At 54.6% G+C, this 14,846-nt stretch carries 14 protein-coding genes; all 14 read left to right on the forward strand.

The annotated features are described in order from the left end of the window. Window positions 1-3 precede the first annotated feature (3 nt). The 14 genes from Poly41_RS01135 to Poly41_RS01195 all read left to right on the forward strand — a co-directional run bounded on the left by Poly41_RS01135 (window position 4) and on the right by Poly41_RS01195 (window position 14,825). Window positions 4-1,407: a pectate lyase family protein gene (locus Poly41_RS01135; protein WP_231615311.1), complete on the forward strand. Its 1,404-nt coding sequence runs from the start codon at window positions 4-6 to the stop codon at window positions 1,405-1,407. Then, a complete protein-coding gene (locus Poly41_RS01140; RefSeq protein ID WP_146524092.1) occupies window positions 1,397-2,896 on the forward strand; it encodes a DUF1593 domain-containing protein in 1,500 nt (499 codons plus the stop codon). The genes Poly41_RS01135 and Poly41_RS01140 overlap by 11 nt, the downstream gene beginning before the upstream one ends. Window position 2,897: 1 nt before the next feature. Continuing rightward, the gene (locus tag Poly41_RS01145) at window positions 2,898-3,899 is read left to right on the forward strand and encodes a DUF6807 domain-containing protein (RefSeq protein WP_146524093.1); all 1,002 of its coding nucleotides are present in this window, start codon (window positions 2,898-2,900) and stop codon (window positions 3,897-3,899) included. A gap of 4 nt (window positions 3,900-3,903) precedes the next feature. Continuing rightward, entirely contained in the window at window positions 3,904-5,913 is a 2,010-nt protein-coding gene (locus Poly41_RS01150) for an aceric acid hydrolase (RefSeq protein WP_146524094.1), read from the forward strand. 11 nt (window positions 5,914-5,924) lie between these two features. Beyond that, entirely contained in the window at window positions 5,925-7,262 is a 1,338-nt protein-coding gene (locus Poly41_RS01155; protein ID WP_231615312.1) for a nucleoside hydrolase-like domain-containing protein, read from the forward strand. Between the two features lie 80 nt (window positions 7,263-7,342). Further along, window positions 7,343-8,698 (forward strand): nucleoside hydrolase-like domain-containing protein, encoded by a 1,356-nt coding sequence (locus Poly41_RS01160; protein ID WP_231615313.1) that lies wholly within the window; start codon window positions 7,343-7,345, stop codon window positions 8,696-8,698. A 58-nt stretch (window positions 8,699-8,756) separates the two neighbouring features. Next, a complete protein-coding gene (locus Poly41_RS01165) occupies window positions 8,757-9,209 on the forward strand; it encodes a nucleoside hydrolase-like domain-containing protein (protein WP_231615314.1) in 453 nt (150 codons plus the stop codon). Beyond that, entirely contained in the window at window positions 9,176-9,394 is a 219-nt protein-coding gene (locus Poly41_RS35590) for a nucleoside hydrolase-like domain-containing protein (protein WP_390621399.1), read from the forward strand. Before Poly41_RS01165 ends, Poly41_RS35590 begins: the two co-directional genes overlap by 34 nt. A gap of 38 nt (window positions 9,395-9,432) precedes the next feature. Further along, the gene (locus Poly41_RS01170) at window positions 9,433-9,654 is read left to right on the forward strand and encodes a pectate lyase (RefSeq protein WP_146524095.1); all 222 of its coding nucleotides are present in this window, start codon (window positions 9,433-9,435) and stop codon (window positions 9,652-9,654) included. A gap of 224 nt (window positions 9,655-9,878) precedes the next feature. Continuing rightward, window positions 9,879-11,048, forward strand: a complete 1,170-nt coding sequence (locus Poly41_RS01175; protein ID WP_146524096.1) for a zinc-dependent alcohol dehydrogenase — start codon at window positions 9,879-9,881, stop codon at window positions 11,046-11,048. A gap of 32 nt (window positions 11,049-11,080) precedes the next feature. Next, window positions 11,081-11,488 (forward strand): D-ribose pyranase, encoded by a 408-nt coding sequence (gene rbsD / locus Poly41_RS01180; protein WP_146524097.1) that lies wholly within the window; start codon window positions 11,081-11,083, stop codon window positions 11,486-11,488. Between the two features lie 93 nt (window positions 11,489-11,581). Beyond that, window positions 11,582-12,547, forward strand: a complete 966-nt coding sequence (locus Poly41_RS01185) for a D-ribose ABC transporter substrate-binding protein (RefSeq protein ID WP_146524098.1) — start codon at window positions 11,582-11,584, stop codon at window positions 12,545-12,547. A 2-nt stretch (window positions 12,548-12,549) separates the two neighbouring features. Continuing rightward, a complete protein-coding gene (locus tag Poly41_RS01190) occupies window positions 12,550-13,257 on the forward strand; it encodes a DUF2291 family protein (RefSeq protein WP_146524099.1) in 708 nt (235 codons plus the stop codon). Further along, window positions 13,254-14,825 (forward strand): sugar ABC transporter ATP-binding protein, encoded by a 1,572-nt coding sequence (locus Poly41_RS01195; RefSeq protein WP_146524100.1) that lies wholly within the window; start codon window positions 13,254-13,256, stop codon window positions 14,823-14,825. Before Poly41_RS01190 ends, Poly41_RS01195 begins: the two co-directional genes overlap by 4 nt. The last annotated feature ends 21 nt before the right edge of the window (window positions 14,826-14,846 follow it).

The raw sequence follows: 14,846 nt of genomic DNA on the forward strand, positions 1-14,846 counted from the left end.
GATATGAAATTCCCATCCACCTCAACCATCCTGCTAACCCTTGGTGGACTGCTGGGCCTGCTTTCCGGCGCAGCTGGCGACGAAACTAATCCGGCAAACGTCACTGCCTTTCCGGGCGCGGAGGGATACGGGGCGGTGACGCCTGGAGGCCGCGGCGGCGAGGTGATTGCAGTGACCAATACCAACGGCAGTGGACCCGGCAGTCTTCAAGCGGCCTGCAATGCCCAAGGGCCGCGAATTGTGGTCTTCAAAGTGTCGGGAACCATCGATGGAGATGTGAAAATCAAGAATGATTTCATCACGATTGCCGGCCAGACCGCTCCTGGTGATGGGATCACGATTAAAGGCAATCTCGCCATCGACGCCAATGATGTTGTGATTCGATATATCAGAGTCAGGACCGACCACGATGGCGACGCGCTTGGCGGTCGGTACCGAAAAAACATCATTGTGGACCATGTGTCAGCCAGTTGGAGCAGCGATGAAGTGTTCTCGCTGTACCACAATGAAAACGTCACGATTCAATGGTGCATGATCACCGAAGCCTGCGCGAAGGCAGACGGGTCGCATCGTTTCGGCGGCATCTGGGGAAACCAACACGCCACTTATCACCACAACTTGATTGCACACAATGACAGTCGCAATCCGCGCTGGGCATCGGGTTGTGGGTACAATGACTACCGAAACAACTTGTTGTACAACTGGGGTTATCAAAGCTGCTACGGTGGCGAAGCACATCAAAAAGGCGATCGGCGAAAACCACCTATCGAGTTCTCCGCCATCAACATGATCGCCAACTACTACAAGCCTGGTCCCGCCACGCGAAGCGACGTGAAGGACTGCATCGCGAGTCCTTCGTCCAGAGGCGATGGCGATTACGGTGATTGGCACGTGGCCGATAACTATGTTGATGGTTTTCCTGAAGTCACCGCTGACAACTGGTCGGGCGTAAAAGGCAAGAGCTTTACAAAGCTGGCCTCGCCGTGGCAGGCATTGCCCATTCATCAACAATCCGCCCAGGCTGCGTACACAACTGTCCTCGAGCAATCTGGATGCTCGTTGCCCAAGCGGGATTCGATTGACACTCGCATCATTGAAGAAGTCCGCAACGGCACCGCGACTCATGGCAACAACGGCATCATCACCACGCCGGAGGACGTCGGCGGCTGGCCGGAACTGCGTTCTGCGGAAGCGCCGCTGGATTCAGACGGTGATGGCATGCCCGACGACTGGGAAACGGAATTCGGCTTGGATGCGAACCAGGCAGAGGACAACTCATCCGACAAAGACGGAGACGGATTTACCAACGTCGAGGAATACCTTAACGGGACCGATCCGACTGAGTTCATCGACTACACTAAGTCCGAAAACAACATCAATTCGTTGGAGAACTCAGATGCGAAGTAGAGACGTGGCGCAAGCTACCAGCTTGCGTTATCTGGCGGCGACGATACCGGCAAGCAGGAGGCCTACGCCACTCTTCAATGCACTTTTCGTCGCACTGGCATTGATAGGACTGGCATCGATCGCACTGGCCGATTCGAGCACGCTGAGCGCATCGGACCAACCACGCGTGATTGTCACTAGCGACGGTGAGATCGACGACGAGTGTTCGTTGGTCCGGTTCCTGCTGTACGCGAACGAGTTCGTCGTCGAGGGGATCATCACATCCAGTTCGCAGTATCATGCTCACGGCCACAATTGGGCCGGAGACGACTGGGCGCAACCCTACCTGGAGGCGTATGCCAAAGTCTATCCGAACCTTGTGAAACATGATCCTCGCTACCCGAAACCTGAATTGCTTCAGTCTCGAACGCTGCTCGGGAACGTGAAGTCGGAAGGGGAAATGGACGAGGTCACCCCGGGTTCGCAGAGGATCGTTGAGGTCTTGCTGGATAGTCCGGACACGCGACCTGTTTGGCTTCAAGCCTGGGGTGGGACGAACACGATCGCACGAGCATTAAAGACAATCGAAGAGCAGCATCCGGAAAAAATGGCTGAGGTGGCGAAGAAGATCCGCTTCTATTTCATCTGGGAACAGGACGAGACTTACCAAACTTACATCCGTCCGAACTGGGGCAAGTTCGACATCCCGACGATCATTTCCGACCAGTTCCTCGCCTTCGCGTACGAGAACCAGAGGCAGGCCGTTCCTCAGGAAGTGCAGCATTACTTCTCTGCGTCGTGGATGAACCAACACCTCCGTGACCGTGGTCCGCTGGTCGCCTTGTACAAGGCACACGATGACGGACGTTTTCGGTCCGAAGGGGACTCGCCCGCGTTCCTGCACGTCATTCCGAACGGATTGCGCAGTGAAGAATCACCGGATTGGGGCGGCTGGGGCGGACGTTTTGTCAAAGTCCGCAGCAACACGTGGCTCGACCCCGTGGCCGAGCCTGGCTACGAATATCCCGCGGGCCGCTGGTATACCGGTTCAGCCTGGGGCCGCCAGCGCGTGAAGCAAGAGATCCCCAACGACGAAGTCTTGACCGCCTACTTGAGGCCCCAGTGGCGGTGGATTGATGCGATCCAAAACGACTTTGCAGCCAGGGCTGACTGGTGCGTGAAGGAATTCAAAGACGCCAATCATTCCCCCGTCGTCAGTATTGACGGCGCACTAAGTCGGGAAGTGACACCTGGTGAAGCCGTGAAGCTCTCCGCCTCAGCAACGGATCCTGATGGAGACAGGCTGACGTTCCGCTGGTGGCAATACAGCGAAGCTGACTCTGCAAAGGCGACCGTCACCATCGCCGGAATTGATTCGGCTAACGACGCCAGCTTTGTTGTGCCAGATGAACCGGGCAAACAGGTTCACATCATTCTCGAAGTGACAGACAACGGCACGCCGTCACTCGTCGGCTATCAACGCGTTGTCTGCAATATCAAAGGAAACTGAAATGAGATTGGAACATCTGCGGCAAGTCGTTTTCGCATCGCTTGCCTTTACCCTGTTGCTTGGCATGCCTTGCCAGGTCCGTGCTGATGGGTTTTCGGTCTCGTGCGAGGAGTCTCAGGTCACGATTGAATACGACGGCAACCTTGTCACCAAGTATCACTATCGAGACACAGATGCGAGGAAACCCTTTTTTTGGCCCGTGATCGGTCCCAAGGGTAAGTCGATGACGAGAGCGTTTCCGATGGAAACCGTCGATGGTGAGCAACATGACCATCCACACCATCGTGGTGTTTGGTTCGGTCACCAAGGCGTCGGAGGCGCTGATACCTGGCTCGAAGCGGCCTCAAAGAATTTCAAAGGCGAAAAGCAAGCAGAATTCTTGGCGAGCCTGGGCAGAATCGCACACACCGCGTTTACGGAAATCTCGGCCAGCCAAGATCACGCCGTCATTCGTTCAACGAATGATTACCTGGATTCTACTGGAAAGCAACTCATGGCGGACGAGCGATCGATGGTACTTCATTTTTCCAACGGCCAACTCGTACTCGATTTTGATATTACGCTGCTTGGTAAGTACGGTGATGTCGAGTTAAAGGACATGAAAGACGCCGGGGTAAACGTTCGCGTACCGACGTCCATGTCGCTTACCGATGGCAAGGGGAATATCATCAACAGCGTCGGAGATCGCGACGGTGATACGTGGTCAAAAGCGGCTGATTGGGTCGACTACCACGGCCCCGTAGGCGGCGAAAATGTTGGCGTCGCGTTTCTGAATCATCCTTCAAGCTTCCGTCATCCGACTCGCTGGCATGTTCGTGACTACGGCTTGTTCACGGCCAATGCGTTTGGACCGCACAGCCTCGACGAAAGTGCTGAATCCGGCACGTTCACGCTAAAGGACGGCGAGAAAGTCCAACTACGCCATCGCATTATCTTTCACGAGGGTGACGAAAAGGCAGCCAAAATCGCAGAAGCCTATAAAGCTTACGCCACAGGGCGATAGATCAATGAAATACGCACACCTGACGCTTTTTGCGATCGCTTGCTTTGTCGCGCAGTTTGCGTCCGCGCAGTCAGTTGATGTGCGGCCTCATCGCGTGGCCGAACCACTCCACCTAAGCGAAGTGAAGTGGACGGACGGATTCTGGAAACAGCGTCTGGACACGTGCCGCGTCAAAACTGTCCCGGCGATGTGGGAGATCATGCGGGGGACAAAGTATAAGCCGTATCTGGAACACTTCCGCATCGCTGCTGGTTTGTCGGAAGGCACCTACCATGGCGCGTCCTTTAACGATGGCGATTTCTATAAATGGTTGGAAGCAGTCTGCGCACTGCAGGCAACTGCACCAGATCCTCAATGGGATGTGCGGCTCGACGAAATCATCGAGGTCATCGGGAAGGCACAACGCGCCGATGGATACATCCATACGCCGGTGCTGGTCGCCAATCGCAACGGAGACATGACAGTCAAGCCGTTCGGCGATCGCTTCAACTTCGAGATGTACAACATGGGTCATCTGCTGACGGTCGCTTGTGTGCATCATGAGGTGACCGGCAAGGGCAACCTGCTGAATATCGCTTGCAAGGCAGCCGATTTTCTGGATGACGCGTATCGTAATCCGACGCCCGAACAGGCGGGACACGCGATCTGCCCATCGCACTACATGGGCCTGCTGGACCTGTATCGAGCGACAGGCGAAACCCGCTATCTCAACCTCGTCCAGCGGTTGATTCAGATGCGAGACCAAATTATTGATGGCGGAGATGACAATCAGGACCGGCTGCCATTCGTGCGGCAGAATGAAGCGGTTGGTCATGCGGTCCGGGGGACGTATCTGTACGCCGGAATCGCTGACCTATATGCCGAAACCGGCGACGAACAATTGCTGAAACCACTGATGGCAATCTGGAACAACCTGGTCGAGAAAAAACTGTATATCACCGGGGGTTGCGGTGCGCTGTACGATGGTGCTTCGCCGGACGGCTCGAAAGATCAAGGGTCAATCACGCGAGTTCACCAGGCCTTCGGACGCAACTATCAGCTCCCGAATACGACCGCTCACAACGAAACGTGTGCCAATATCGGCAACACGCTCTGGAACTGGAGGATGTTTGTGATCAGCGGCGACGCCAAGTACATCGATGTGATGGAAATTGCGTTTTACAATTCAGTGCTTTCGGGAGTGAGCCTGGAGGGGACGGATTTCTTCTACACCAACCCGCTGCGAGTTTCGCAAACCGCTCCCGTGGACCTGCGTTGGTCTCGAACGCGAGTTCCCTACGTGACGTCCTTCTGTTGTCCGCCCAATGTCGCGCGCACCATCGCGCAGGTCAGCGGTTATGCCTACGGAAAGTCAGACAACACGATCTGGGTCAATCTGTACGGAAGTAACACGCTCGATACCCAGTTGCATCGTGGAAGCCGTGTACGCCTGGAACAACGGACCGAATATCCGTGGAACGGCAAGGTTCAAATCACCATCACCGAGTGTGACGCCGATCCGATCGAACTCAAGCTGCGGATTCCCGGCTGGGCAAAGTCAGCAACGCTCAAAGTCGACGGCGAGCCTTTCGCAACGGAGTTGGTTCCGGGCACTTACGCTTCCCTCGAACGCACGTGGCAACGGGGAACGGTGATCGAGATGAATCTGCCGATGCCGGTGCAACTGATCGAGTCGCATCCTTTGGCTGAGGAAACTCGCAATCACCTGGCGGTCAAACGAGGCCCGATCGTTTATTGCCTGGAGTCTGTCGATTTGCCCGAGGGAACATCGCTGGCAGACGTGCGAATTCCTGCCGAAGTAAAATTGCAACCTCGGTTTGACGCGGACTGGCTCGATGGTGTCAGCTTGCTCGAAGGAAGCTTCCTGTCAAGCAAGGCCGGAAGCTGGCAGAACCAACTTTACCGCGAATTCAATCGACCTGAGACGTCAACGATTCGAGCAACGCTTGTCCCTTACTATGCATGGTCGAATCGAGGCGCATCCGAGATGTCGGTCTGGCTACCACTCGAATGAATGGACGTGAAATGATGAATCGATTCGCTCGCATCATAGAACTTGCGATGTGCATTCTTGTCGCAGGCGGAACAATGCCGTGGCGTAAGCTTCCAGCTTGCGATGAACCACAAGCAAAAGCACAGTCGCAAGTAGAAACACAGTCGCAAGCTGGAAGCTTACGCCACCGTGTGGTGGTCTCAACCGATATTGGCGGTACGGATCCCGACGACTTTCAGTCGCTGGTGCATTTGCTTGTTTATGCCGATGTGCTTGATATCGAGGGACTGATTTCATCGCCGTATGGCGAAGGCCGCAAGCAAGACATACTGGATGTGATCGATTGCTACGACAAAGACTACGCAAAGCTGAAAAACTATTCTGATAAGTACCCGATGCCTGACGCGTTGCGAGCGATCACGAAACAGGGCGAAATCGAAGTCGCTCCTTATGCTGGCGTTCGATCATCCACCGAAGGTTCGCGGTGGCTGATTGAGTGTGCGGGGCGCGACGATTCGCGACCGCTACACGTCTTGGTCTGGGGCGGCATCGAAGATCTCGCCCAGGCATTGCACGACGCTCCGGACATTCTGCCGAAGCTGCGTGTCTATTACATCGGCGGCCCCAACAAGAAATGGGGACCCAATGCATACCAGTCTATTGCGACACGCTATCCGAAGCTCTGGATCATCGAGTCCAATGCAACTTATCGCGGTTGGTTCACCGGAGGCAATCAGGCCGGCACATGGGGCAACAAAGAGTTTGTGAAACAACATATCGTTGGCCATGGAGCACTCGGGGACTTTTTCAACTCAAAAATGAACACCATCAAGATGGGCGATACGCCGTCGGTGGGCTGGCTACTGCATGGGATGCCAGATGATCCGTCACAACCTGGTTGGGGAGGCCAGTTCGTCCGCGCCTGGACGCGCCCGTACTCGCGATTCGAGCGACTCACGACACCGGAGGATCAGATGGAAGTGTTTGGGGTTCTCGAACTGGTGCTGCCCCTGGGCGATCACGTGCCGGATAAGCCAGAGGCGCAGCTGATGGTTGAGAATCTGGCGATTCCCGGCCACATGCCGGGTGACGGCACGGTGAGATTTCGCTTCTGTCCGAAAGCTGCAAAAACCTATCAGTTCAGACTCAGCAGCAATGTCCCATCGCTGGATGGAAAAACTGGTGGAGTCAAGTCCGTCGCTCCCGAAGCCAAGGCTGCCCAGAATGCAGATCCGAGCTTTCCCAATTGGTGGACCGATCATCCTGCTCCTGAGTTCGCCGAGAGCGAGCACCATGGCGCGAAGTCAGTAAACCGCTGGCGCGAAGATTACCTAGGCGACTTTGCCAATCGTATGTCTCAATGCAAATAAGTGGCGTACGCTCCCAGCTTGCGAACCCAGCCGCCGAACTTAACGATCGCAAGCTGGAAGCTTACGCCACAGAAAAGGAAATGAATCGAATGCACAACCAATGCCTCTACGCTGCTGTGTTGCTCACGATGGTGAATAGTCCCGTTGTCGCACAGGACAACGAGCCAAAACAGAATGGTGAAAACGATAAACCACGCATCATCGTAACCACGGATCTCGGTGCCGATCCCGATGATGAACAATCGATGGTACGTCTGTTGGTCAGTGCCAACGAGTTCGATATCGAAGGCTTGATCGTCTCGACCGGTTGCTGGAAGAAGACGCAAACTGACACTCAAATGCTCGACAAGCTTGTGGACGCTTACGGCAAGTGTGTCGGTAATCTCAGCGTGCATGCCACAGGCTTTCCGTCGGTTGACTATTTGAAATCCATTTCGGTCATGGGTCAAAAAAACTTCGGCATGAGCGACGTTGGCGACGGAAAAGACAGCCCGGGTTCGGACTTGATCATTACCTCAGTCGACAAAGACGATCCGCGTCCTGTGTGGGTTGGTGCATGGGGCGGAGCCAACAATGCCGCCCAAGCGATCTGGAAAGTCCGCGCGAAGCGTTCAACGGACGAGCTATCAAAGTTTCTTTCCAAGCTGCGCGTGTTTGACATCCTTGGTCAAGACGATGCCGGTGCCTGGATCGCGAAGAACTTTCCCGAGGTGCTCTACATTCGCGCCACCGGAGTCTACGGCTGGCAGCCACCGAAGAACGGCGACTATCAACGCAGCGACATTCAAAGCCATGGCCCTTTGGGAGCTGTCTATCCGGATACAAAATGGGCGACCGAAGGCGACACACCTGCGTTTATGCATGTCTATCCCAACGGCCTGAACGATCCCGACCAGATTGACCAGGGCGGATGGGGCGGGCGTTTCGATTTGACGAAGAAAAGCGGCATTCGAAGCATGAAGCCTGTCACGAACGAGGGCGAGTTCGACCCGTACTTTATGTTTGGAAACTCGGCGGAAGGTGCGTCAGCAATTAAACGCTGGAGCACCGGCTATGACAACGACTTCGCAGCCCGCATGGACTGGAGCATTACCAGCAAGTACGAAGATGCCAACCATCATCCTGTCGCGGTTGTCAACGGCGACACTTCGCGACAGGTTCTGCATGTTTCCGCAGCACCTGGTTCGATGGTTGATCTCAGCGCAGTTGGCTCCAGCGATCCGGACGAAGACTCACTTAATTACTTATGGACGTTCTATCAGGAACCAAGTTCATTCAAGGACGACGTGGAAATCCAGGACAATTCCTCTGCTGCTGCCAAGGTGATGATTCCGTCAAACGCGGGTGGCAAGAGTTTGCACATCATTCTTGAACTTCACGACGATGGCAAACCCAATCTTTATGCGTATCGTCGAGTGATTATCCATGTGAAGTAACTCTATCGTGGCGAAAGCTTCCACCCTATCAAGCTGCGAACCATTGATGCATATCCAAATGAACCAAAGAACTTCCAGATACTTCAACTCGTTGAGCGGATTCCTTGTGTCATTGCTTGTCTTTTTCGATGCCGGAAAGTTGGCGGCACAGGAACAGCAGCAACCTGATGACAACCGCCTGCGTGTCATCGTGACTTCCGACTTCCCACCGTTTCCTGTAACCAACAGTGACCCGGATGACGTGCAGTCGATGGTTCGGTTCCTGTTGTACTCCAATGAATTTGATGTCGAGGGACTGATCGCGTCAGCAGGTACGTACGGCATGGTAGCGGAAAAGAAGAACATTCTGGCAGTACTCGATGAATACGACAAAGTCGACGAGAACCTGAGAAAGCATGATCCAAAGTATCCTACTGCTGACGCCATGGACCTCTGTGTGCGATTTACCCTCCGAAGGCAATCGCGGGCCCTGGAGTCATCGAAGGGGATTCGCCGGCATTCCTTTACTTAGTGAGTGCAAATCGCGGCATCAACAACCCGGAAGATCCAACACAACCGAGTTGGGGCGGACAGTACGTTCGCCAGGGATCGACCAGACACTACGTCGATGGCCAAGGCGGTTTGAGTATCTCGAAGTGGAAGCAGGACTTCCAGAAGGAGTTTGCTCAGCGCGCCGATTGGTGCATTGCTCCATAGCTGTGTTGGAAAGGACGCTTTTGGAAAGTTAGCCATCGATGCTTAAACCGTACGACGAAGTAAACCATCCTCCCGTACCAAAACTCGGACACGCCGACCGTCCGCTATACCTCGATCGCGACTCCGAATTTCGCTACGACTACAACGCAATCAGCTACGAACGCCGCAGCGGACATACGTATCACGGCACTTGGGCCGAGTCGGTATTGGAAAAAGATTATCCACGCTGGCGCGACAAGAATAGAGGATCGACACCTTAGTATTTCGTGAATGCTCGCCGATTTCGCGGGAGACTGCTTGCACGAATCGTGAGAGAATTTGCTGTATAAAAGACCTATAACAAGTGGTTTCAAGACCCTGAGCCGTCGGCTCACGAGAACAGACTGTCCCGGTTTTTAGATCACTTCTACTTCGGCCCATTGGGCTCCAACCCAAGCGAGAAACAATGACCCCTTCAGCAACCTTGCAGAACCCGAAGAAAGCCATGACTCACGTAACCCCAAAAACCGTTCGGGCGGTCGCGATGACTGCACCCGGTAAGACCGAGATGCGAACCTATCCGTATCCGACCATGGATCACGATTCTGCGATCTTGAAAGTCGAAATGTCGGGCATCTGTGGAACCGATCGGCACATTTTCAAAGGTGAGGCCACGGAACTTCGAGGCAAGTCGATCTATCCTTATGTCGGAGGTCACGAAGTCATTGGAACCATTGTAGAGATTGGGGACAACGCTGCGCGGACCATGGACTACGACGGCCAACTGCTTGTTCCCGGTGATCGGGTGGCCATTGCCGTGGAGGTGAACTGCGGTGACTGCTGGTATTGCAGAAATCACTACAACAACTGCACATGTGAGAATCAAATCCAGGCCTATGGGCTTCACCCGAACTGCGACACGAAACCGTACCTGCGTGGTGGGTTTGCGGAGTACATGTACATTCGGCCGCGAACTCATTTGTTCAAAGTGCCTGAAGACATGCCGACCGACGTCGCCGTCTTCGTCGAAGAAATGGCAGTGGCCTTTCACGCTCTGGCCCGCGCGAGCGTGCCGTTCGCTCCGGTCAACGAAGGTTTCGGCCCGGGGATGTCCGTAGCCGTGCTGGGCAATGGTCCGCTGGGTATTCTTCACGGCATCATGGCCCGGATTCAAGGAGGCGGGTTGGCGGTTGCGACGGACTTGTCTGATCTGCGACTCGGCGTTGCGAAGAATCTGTATGCCGACGTCACGATCAATGCGTCCAAAGTAGACATGGAAGAGCGCATCGATCGGGTCAAGGAAATGACCGAGGGAGTTGGTCCTGATTTGGTGATCGAGTCGGCCGGTGAACCGGAAGCCTTTCTTGAAGCATTGAGGATGGTCCGCAAAGGAGGGACAGTCATCGAAGTGGGCAACTGGGTCGATCTTGGCAAGACGGTTCCGCTCGATGTCATGCGACACATCAACTCGAAGAACCTGCACATCCACTCGGTCTTTCACTGCGGAACCAACTGGCGCCCCGTGTTGAAGGTCTTGCAACAACAGGCGAATCGTTATAACTTTCCTTCAATGATTACGCACCGCATGAGTCTCGATGAGTTGGTAGACGGATTCGGCACGGTGACGAAGTTCGATGAATGCGTCAAAATTGAGGTCGTGCCGCACAAGGCGTGAGAGGTAGGAAACCAAACGACTGCAGGTGCTCCATGAAACGAACCCGACTACTCAACAGCGAACTCAGCTACGAGATCAGCCGAATTGGACATACGGCGTCGCTCACGTTGTGCGACGCCGGTTTGCCGATTCCTTCTGGAGTCAAACGGATCGATTTGGCGATCGAACGCGGATATCCTTCGTTTCTCAAGACGCTCGACGCCCTGTTGAGCGAGATGATGGTCGAAGAGATTGTGGTCGCCAGTGAGATTCACGAACACAACTCAAAGACCTTTGAGGGCATGTTGGACGTGTTCAAGCGGCACGACATAAAACCTGTCGTCACATCAATTTCGCATGAAGAGTTTAAGCAACTGACTCGCGAAAGCGAAGTAATGGTTCGTACGGGTGAATGCACTCCGTACGCAAATGTTATCCTGAAGTCCGGCGTGGTGTTTTGATTATCGCGAGCGGCGTAAACTTCCAGCTTGCGTTTCGTTGAATTCCGTAAATGGCAAGCTCGAAGCTTACCCTACTTTTACCTAGCTAAAGTGATGAATCGAACTAAACTCGCCTGCCTGCTAATTCTCTCATTCGCCGGTTGCACCAGCAAAATAACCAGCAATGAGTCGTCGTCCGGCAAAGCGGAAGGACCCAAGAGGATCGCTGTGATCATCTCGACACTGAACAATCCGTGGTTCGTCGTCTTAGGAGAAACGGCTCGCGACCGTGCCGTGGAACTTGGCTATGAAGCCAATATGTTCGATTCGCAAAATGACACGGCTAAAGAGGCGGAGCATTTTGACAACGTCATCGCCGCAGGCTACTCGGCTATCCTGTTTAATCCGACCGATGCAGACGGTTCGATTGCCAACGTCAAACGAGCAACGAAAGCCGGCATTCCAGTCTTTTGCATCGATCGCGAGATTAACTCGAGCGACGCCGCGACCGCTCAGTTGTTGTCGGACAACTACTCGGGGTGCGTCGAACTTGGCAAGTATTTTGTCGAGAAGCTCGGCGAGAAGGGAAAATACGTCGAGCTGTTGGGGTTGGTCGGAGACAACAACACCTGGAACCGTTCCAAAGGCTTTCATAGCGTCGTCGATCGGTACGAAGGACTGGAAATGGTCGCCCAACAAAGCGCGGACTTCGATCGCAATAAGGCACTCGAAGTCATGGAATCAATTCTGCAATCGCACGACGACATCAATGCCGTGTTCTGTGGCAATGATGCGATGGCGATGGGGGCCTACCAGGCATTGCTGGCGGCAGGCAAGGCCGAGGGGGTGAAAGTGTTCGGGTATGACGGATCGGAAGATGTCGTCAAGTCGATTAGCGAAGGCAAGATCGCTGCGACCGTGATGCAGTATCCCAAAGTGATGGCCCAAACATCGGCCGAATACGCGCATGAGTACCTGGCTAACGGCCAACGCGATTTTGAACAGAAAATTCCGGTCAACGTCGATCTGGTTTCGCAAGAGAACATCGATGACTTCGCTGGCTACGGGAAAAAGGAGTAGCCGTGTCGCGAACGAGCATGATCAAATGCGGTTTGTCGTTGATGGTTGTATGCCTCGTCTGCTGGTTCTTTCCACTCTTTCATATCCGACCGTTGGATGGCCGTAGGGCAGAGTCCCGCTATCTAGCCGCAACGCCTCGTCAATCAGGTTCTGCCGATCCAGTCGCTTACGTGCGAGAGTTTTGGGACGGACCACTAAAAGCGGGCGACGTTGGCACCGACATCGCTCAACTCTGGAATGCCTTCGATGCCGACGCAACGGGAGCAAGAAGCCAATATGGTCGACAGGCCGGACTTGGTGGAGCATGGTATTTTTGTGTGCGTGGGCAAGGCAACGTCCAGACGGTAGAGAAGGACCGCGTTGTCCTCACAGTCACGGGCAGTTCACGCAACGTCTGTCTCGAACTTGGAGTCGTTGTCGACAACACGGTTCGTGAAGCGATTGGTGTGAAGGCCAGTGGCTTCGCTAACTCACAAGACTTCAACGCAGTCTCGTCGGAGCTGAATCGCCGCGCCGAACAGAGAGTCATTGCATCCAATCGAGCGATCATGAAAGAAGGCGTGGTCGTCGATTTCGTCGGCTGTGCAAAGATTGGCGGCAAATCAGACCTTGATCCGTTGTGCCTGATTCCGATTCAACTTCAGGCTCGCGCCAGTGAAGAAGGCAACGCTGGATTGAACAAAGAAGCCCCTGCTGGAGCAACTCCATGATCCAGTCCGCGGCAAACAGCCAGGTTGTGTTGGCGGGTCAGGGAATCGTCAAACGTTATCCTGGCGTGTTGGCGTTGAATCAAGTCGACTTTGAAGTGCGAGCCGGAGAAGTTCACGGCTTGATCGGCGAAAACGGCGCTGGAAAATCGACGCTGATGCATATCCTGGCGGGGGCGAATCGCGCTGATGAAGGTGTGATCTTGCTGGACGGAGAACCCGTTCAATTCGCCAATCCACGTGAAGCGTCGGATCGCGGTATCGCGTTGGTGCATCAGGAATTGAATCTTGTTCCGCACCTCTCGGTCGCAGAAAACATCTTTCTTGGTCGCGAGCTTGTCTCCAGGGCCGGACTGATTCGCTCGCGGGATCAGAACGTGCAGTGTCGCCAGTTGCTGGCCGATCTGGATGATACGATCGATCCTGGTACGAAAGTTCATCAGTTGCGAGTCGGGCAGCAACAGGTGGTCGAGATTGCCAAAGCGATCAATTCCAACGCACGCGTGATCTTCATGGACGAGCCGACGTCGGCGATCAGCGATCAGGAAGTCGAATCGTTGTTCCGTCTGATCCGGTCGCTGCGGGATTCCGGTGTTTCCATCGTATACGTGTCCCACAAACTGGAGGAACTGCTGAACATCAGCGACCGGATAACCGTCCTGCGTGATGGCCAACTTGTGGAGACAGTAGAGACCGCCGATGCTGATCGGGATTCGATCGTACGACTAATGGTGGGCCGACAAATCGATGATCTCTACATTCATTCGCCCGCTTTGCCCGACCAACCTGAACGTCTGCGCGTTGAATTGCTGTCGCTGGCACGCAGGCACGCGAGGCGCCCGCTGGTGGACGGCGTATCGTTTTCTGTACGTGGCGGCGAAGTGTTCGGCGTCTTCGGTTTGATGGGGGCTGGACGCACGGAGTTGCTGGAATCGATCTTTGGGCTGCATCCCCGCCTCGTTACTGGAGTCATTGCAATCGATGGCGTGAACAGCCTATTCACATCGCCAGAACAGGCATTGCACGGTGGCCTGGGGCTCGTTCCGGAAGACCGCAAGCACAAGGGGCTCATCCCTGGCATGAGCGTCGAACAGAACATCAGTCTGTCGAATCTGGTGGCTATGGAGACCGCCGGATTGCTGAGCGGCCGGCGCGAACGAGATCACGCCCTGTCGTTCGTCGAGCGATTCTCGATTCGGACCCCCAACATCTCGCAGCCCGTGCGCGCCCTGAGTGGTGGCAATCAGCAGAAGGTTGTTTTGTCGAAAGTGCTTTCCAGGAAGCCAGGAGTGTTGATGCTGGACGAGCCCACGCGCGGCATCGACGTTAGCGCGAAACGAGAAATTTATGGACTGATCGATCGGTTAAAGCAACAGGGAATAGCAATCGTCGTCGTTTCTTCGGAGCTGCCGGAAATGTTGGGTATTGCTGATCGAATCATGGTGATGTGCGAAGGTCGCAAGACCGGCGAATTCGAAAGATCCGCAGCGAATGAAGTGACATTGATGCGAGCCGCAGTACCTCAAACAGTAGTGACTATGGCAGCAGCCGGAGACGAGCCGGTCGAATGAATCCCATCAACCTGGCAACAA

The organism is Novipirellula artificiosorum (assembly GCF_007860135.1).
Lineage (GTDB): Bacteria > Planctomycetota > Planctomycetia > Pirellulales > Pirellulaceae > Novipirellula_A > Novipirellula_A artificiosorum.

Bases quoted from the DNA above. Each gene is read 5' to 3' on its own strand.
- Poly41_RS01145 (WP_146524093.1), top strand. From the start codon at position 2,898: ATGAGATTGGAACATCTGCGGCAAGTCGTTTTCGCATCGCTTGCCTTT.
- Poly41_RS01135 (WP_231615311.1), top strand. From the start codon at position 4: ATGAAATTCCCATCCACCTCAACCATCCTGCTAACCCTTGGTGGACTG.
- Poly41_RS01160 (WP_231615313.1), top strand. From the start codon at position 7,343: ATGAATCGAATGCACAACCAATGCCTCTACGCTGCTGTGTTGCTCACG.
- Poly41_RS01155 (WP_231615312.1), top strand. From the start codon at position 5,925: ATGATGAATCGATTCGCTCGCATCATAGAACTTGCGATGTGCATTCTT.
- Poly41_RS01195 (WP_146524100.1), top strand. From the start codon at position 13,254: ATGATCCAGTCCGCGGCAAACAGCCAGGTTGTGTTGGCGGGTCAGGGA.
- Poly41_RS01140 (WP_146524092.1), top strand. From the start codon at position 1,397: ATGCGAAGTAGAGACGTGGCGCAAGCTACCAGCTTGCGTTATCTGGCG.
- Poly41_RS01175 (WP_146524096.1), top strand. From the start codon at position 9,879: ATGACTCACGTAACCCCAAAAACCGTTCGGGCGGTCGCGATGACTGCA.
- Poly41_RS01150 (WP_146524094.1), top strand. From the start codon at position 3,904: ATGAAATACGCACACCTGACGCTTTTTGCGATCGCTTGCTTTGTCGCG.
- Poly41_RS01165 (WP_231615314.1), top strand. From the start codon at position 8,757: ATGAACCAAAGAACTTCCAGATACTTCAACTCGTTGAGCGGATTCCTT.
- Poly41_RS01185 (WP_146524098.1), top strand. From the start codon at position 11,582: ATGAATCGAACTAAACTCGCCTGCCTGCTAATTCTCTCATTCGCCGGT.
- Poly41_RS01170 (WP_146524095.1), top strand. From the start codon at position 9,433: ATGCTTAAACCGTACGACGAAGTAAACCATCCTCCCGTACCAAAACTC.
- rbsD (WP_146524097.1), top strand. From the start codon at position 11,081: ATGAAACGAACCCGACTACTCAACAGCGAACTCAGCTACGAGATCAGC.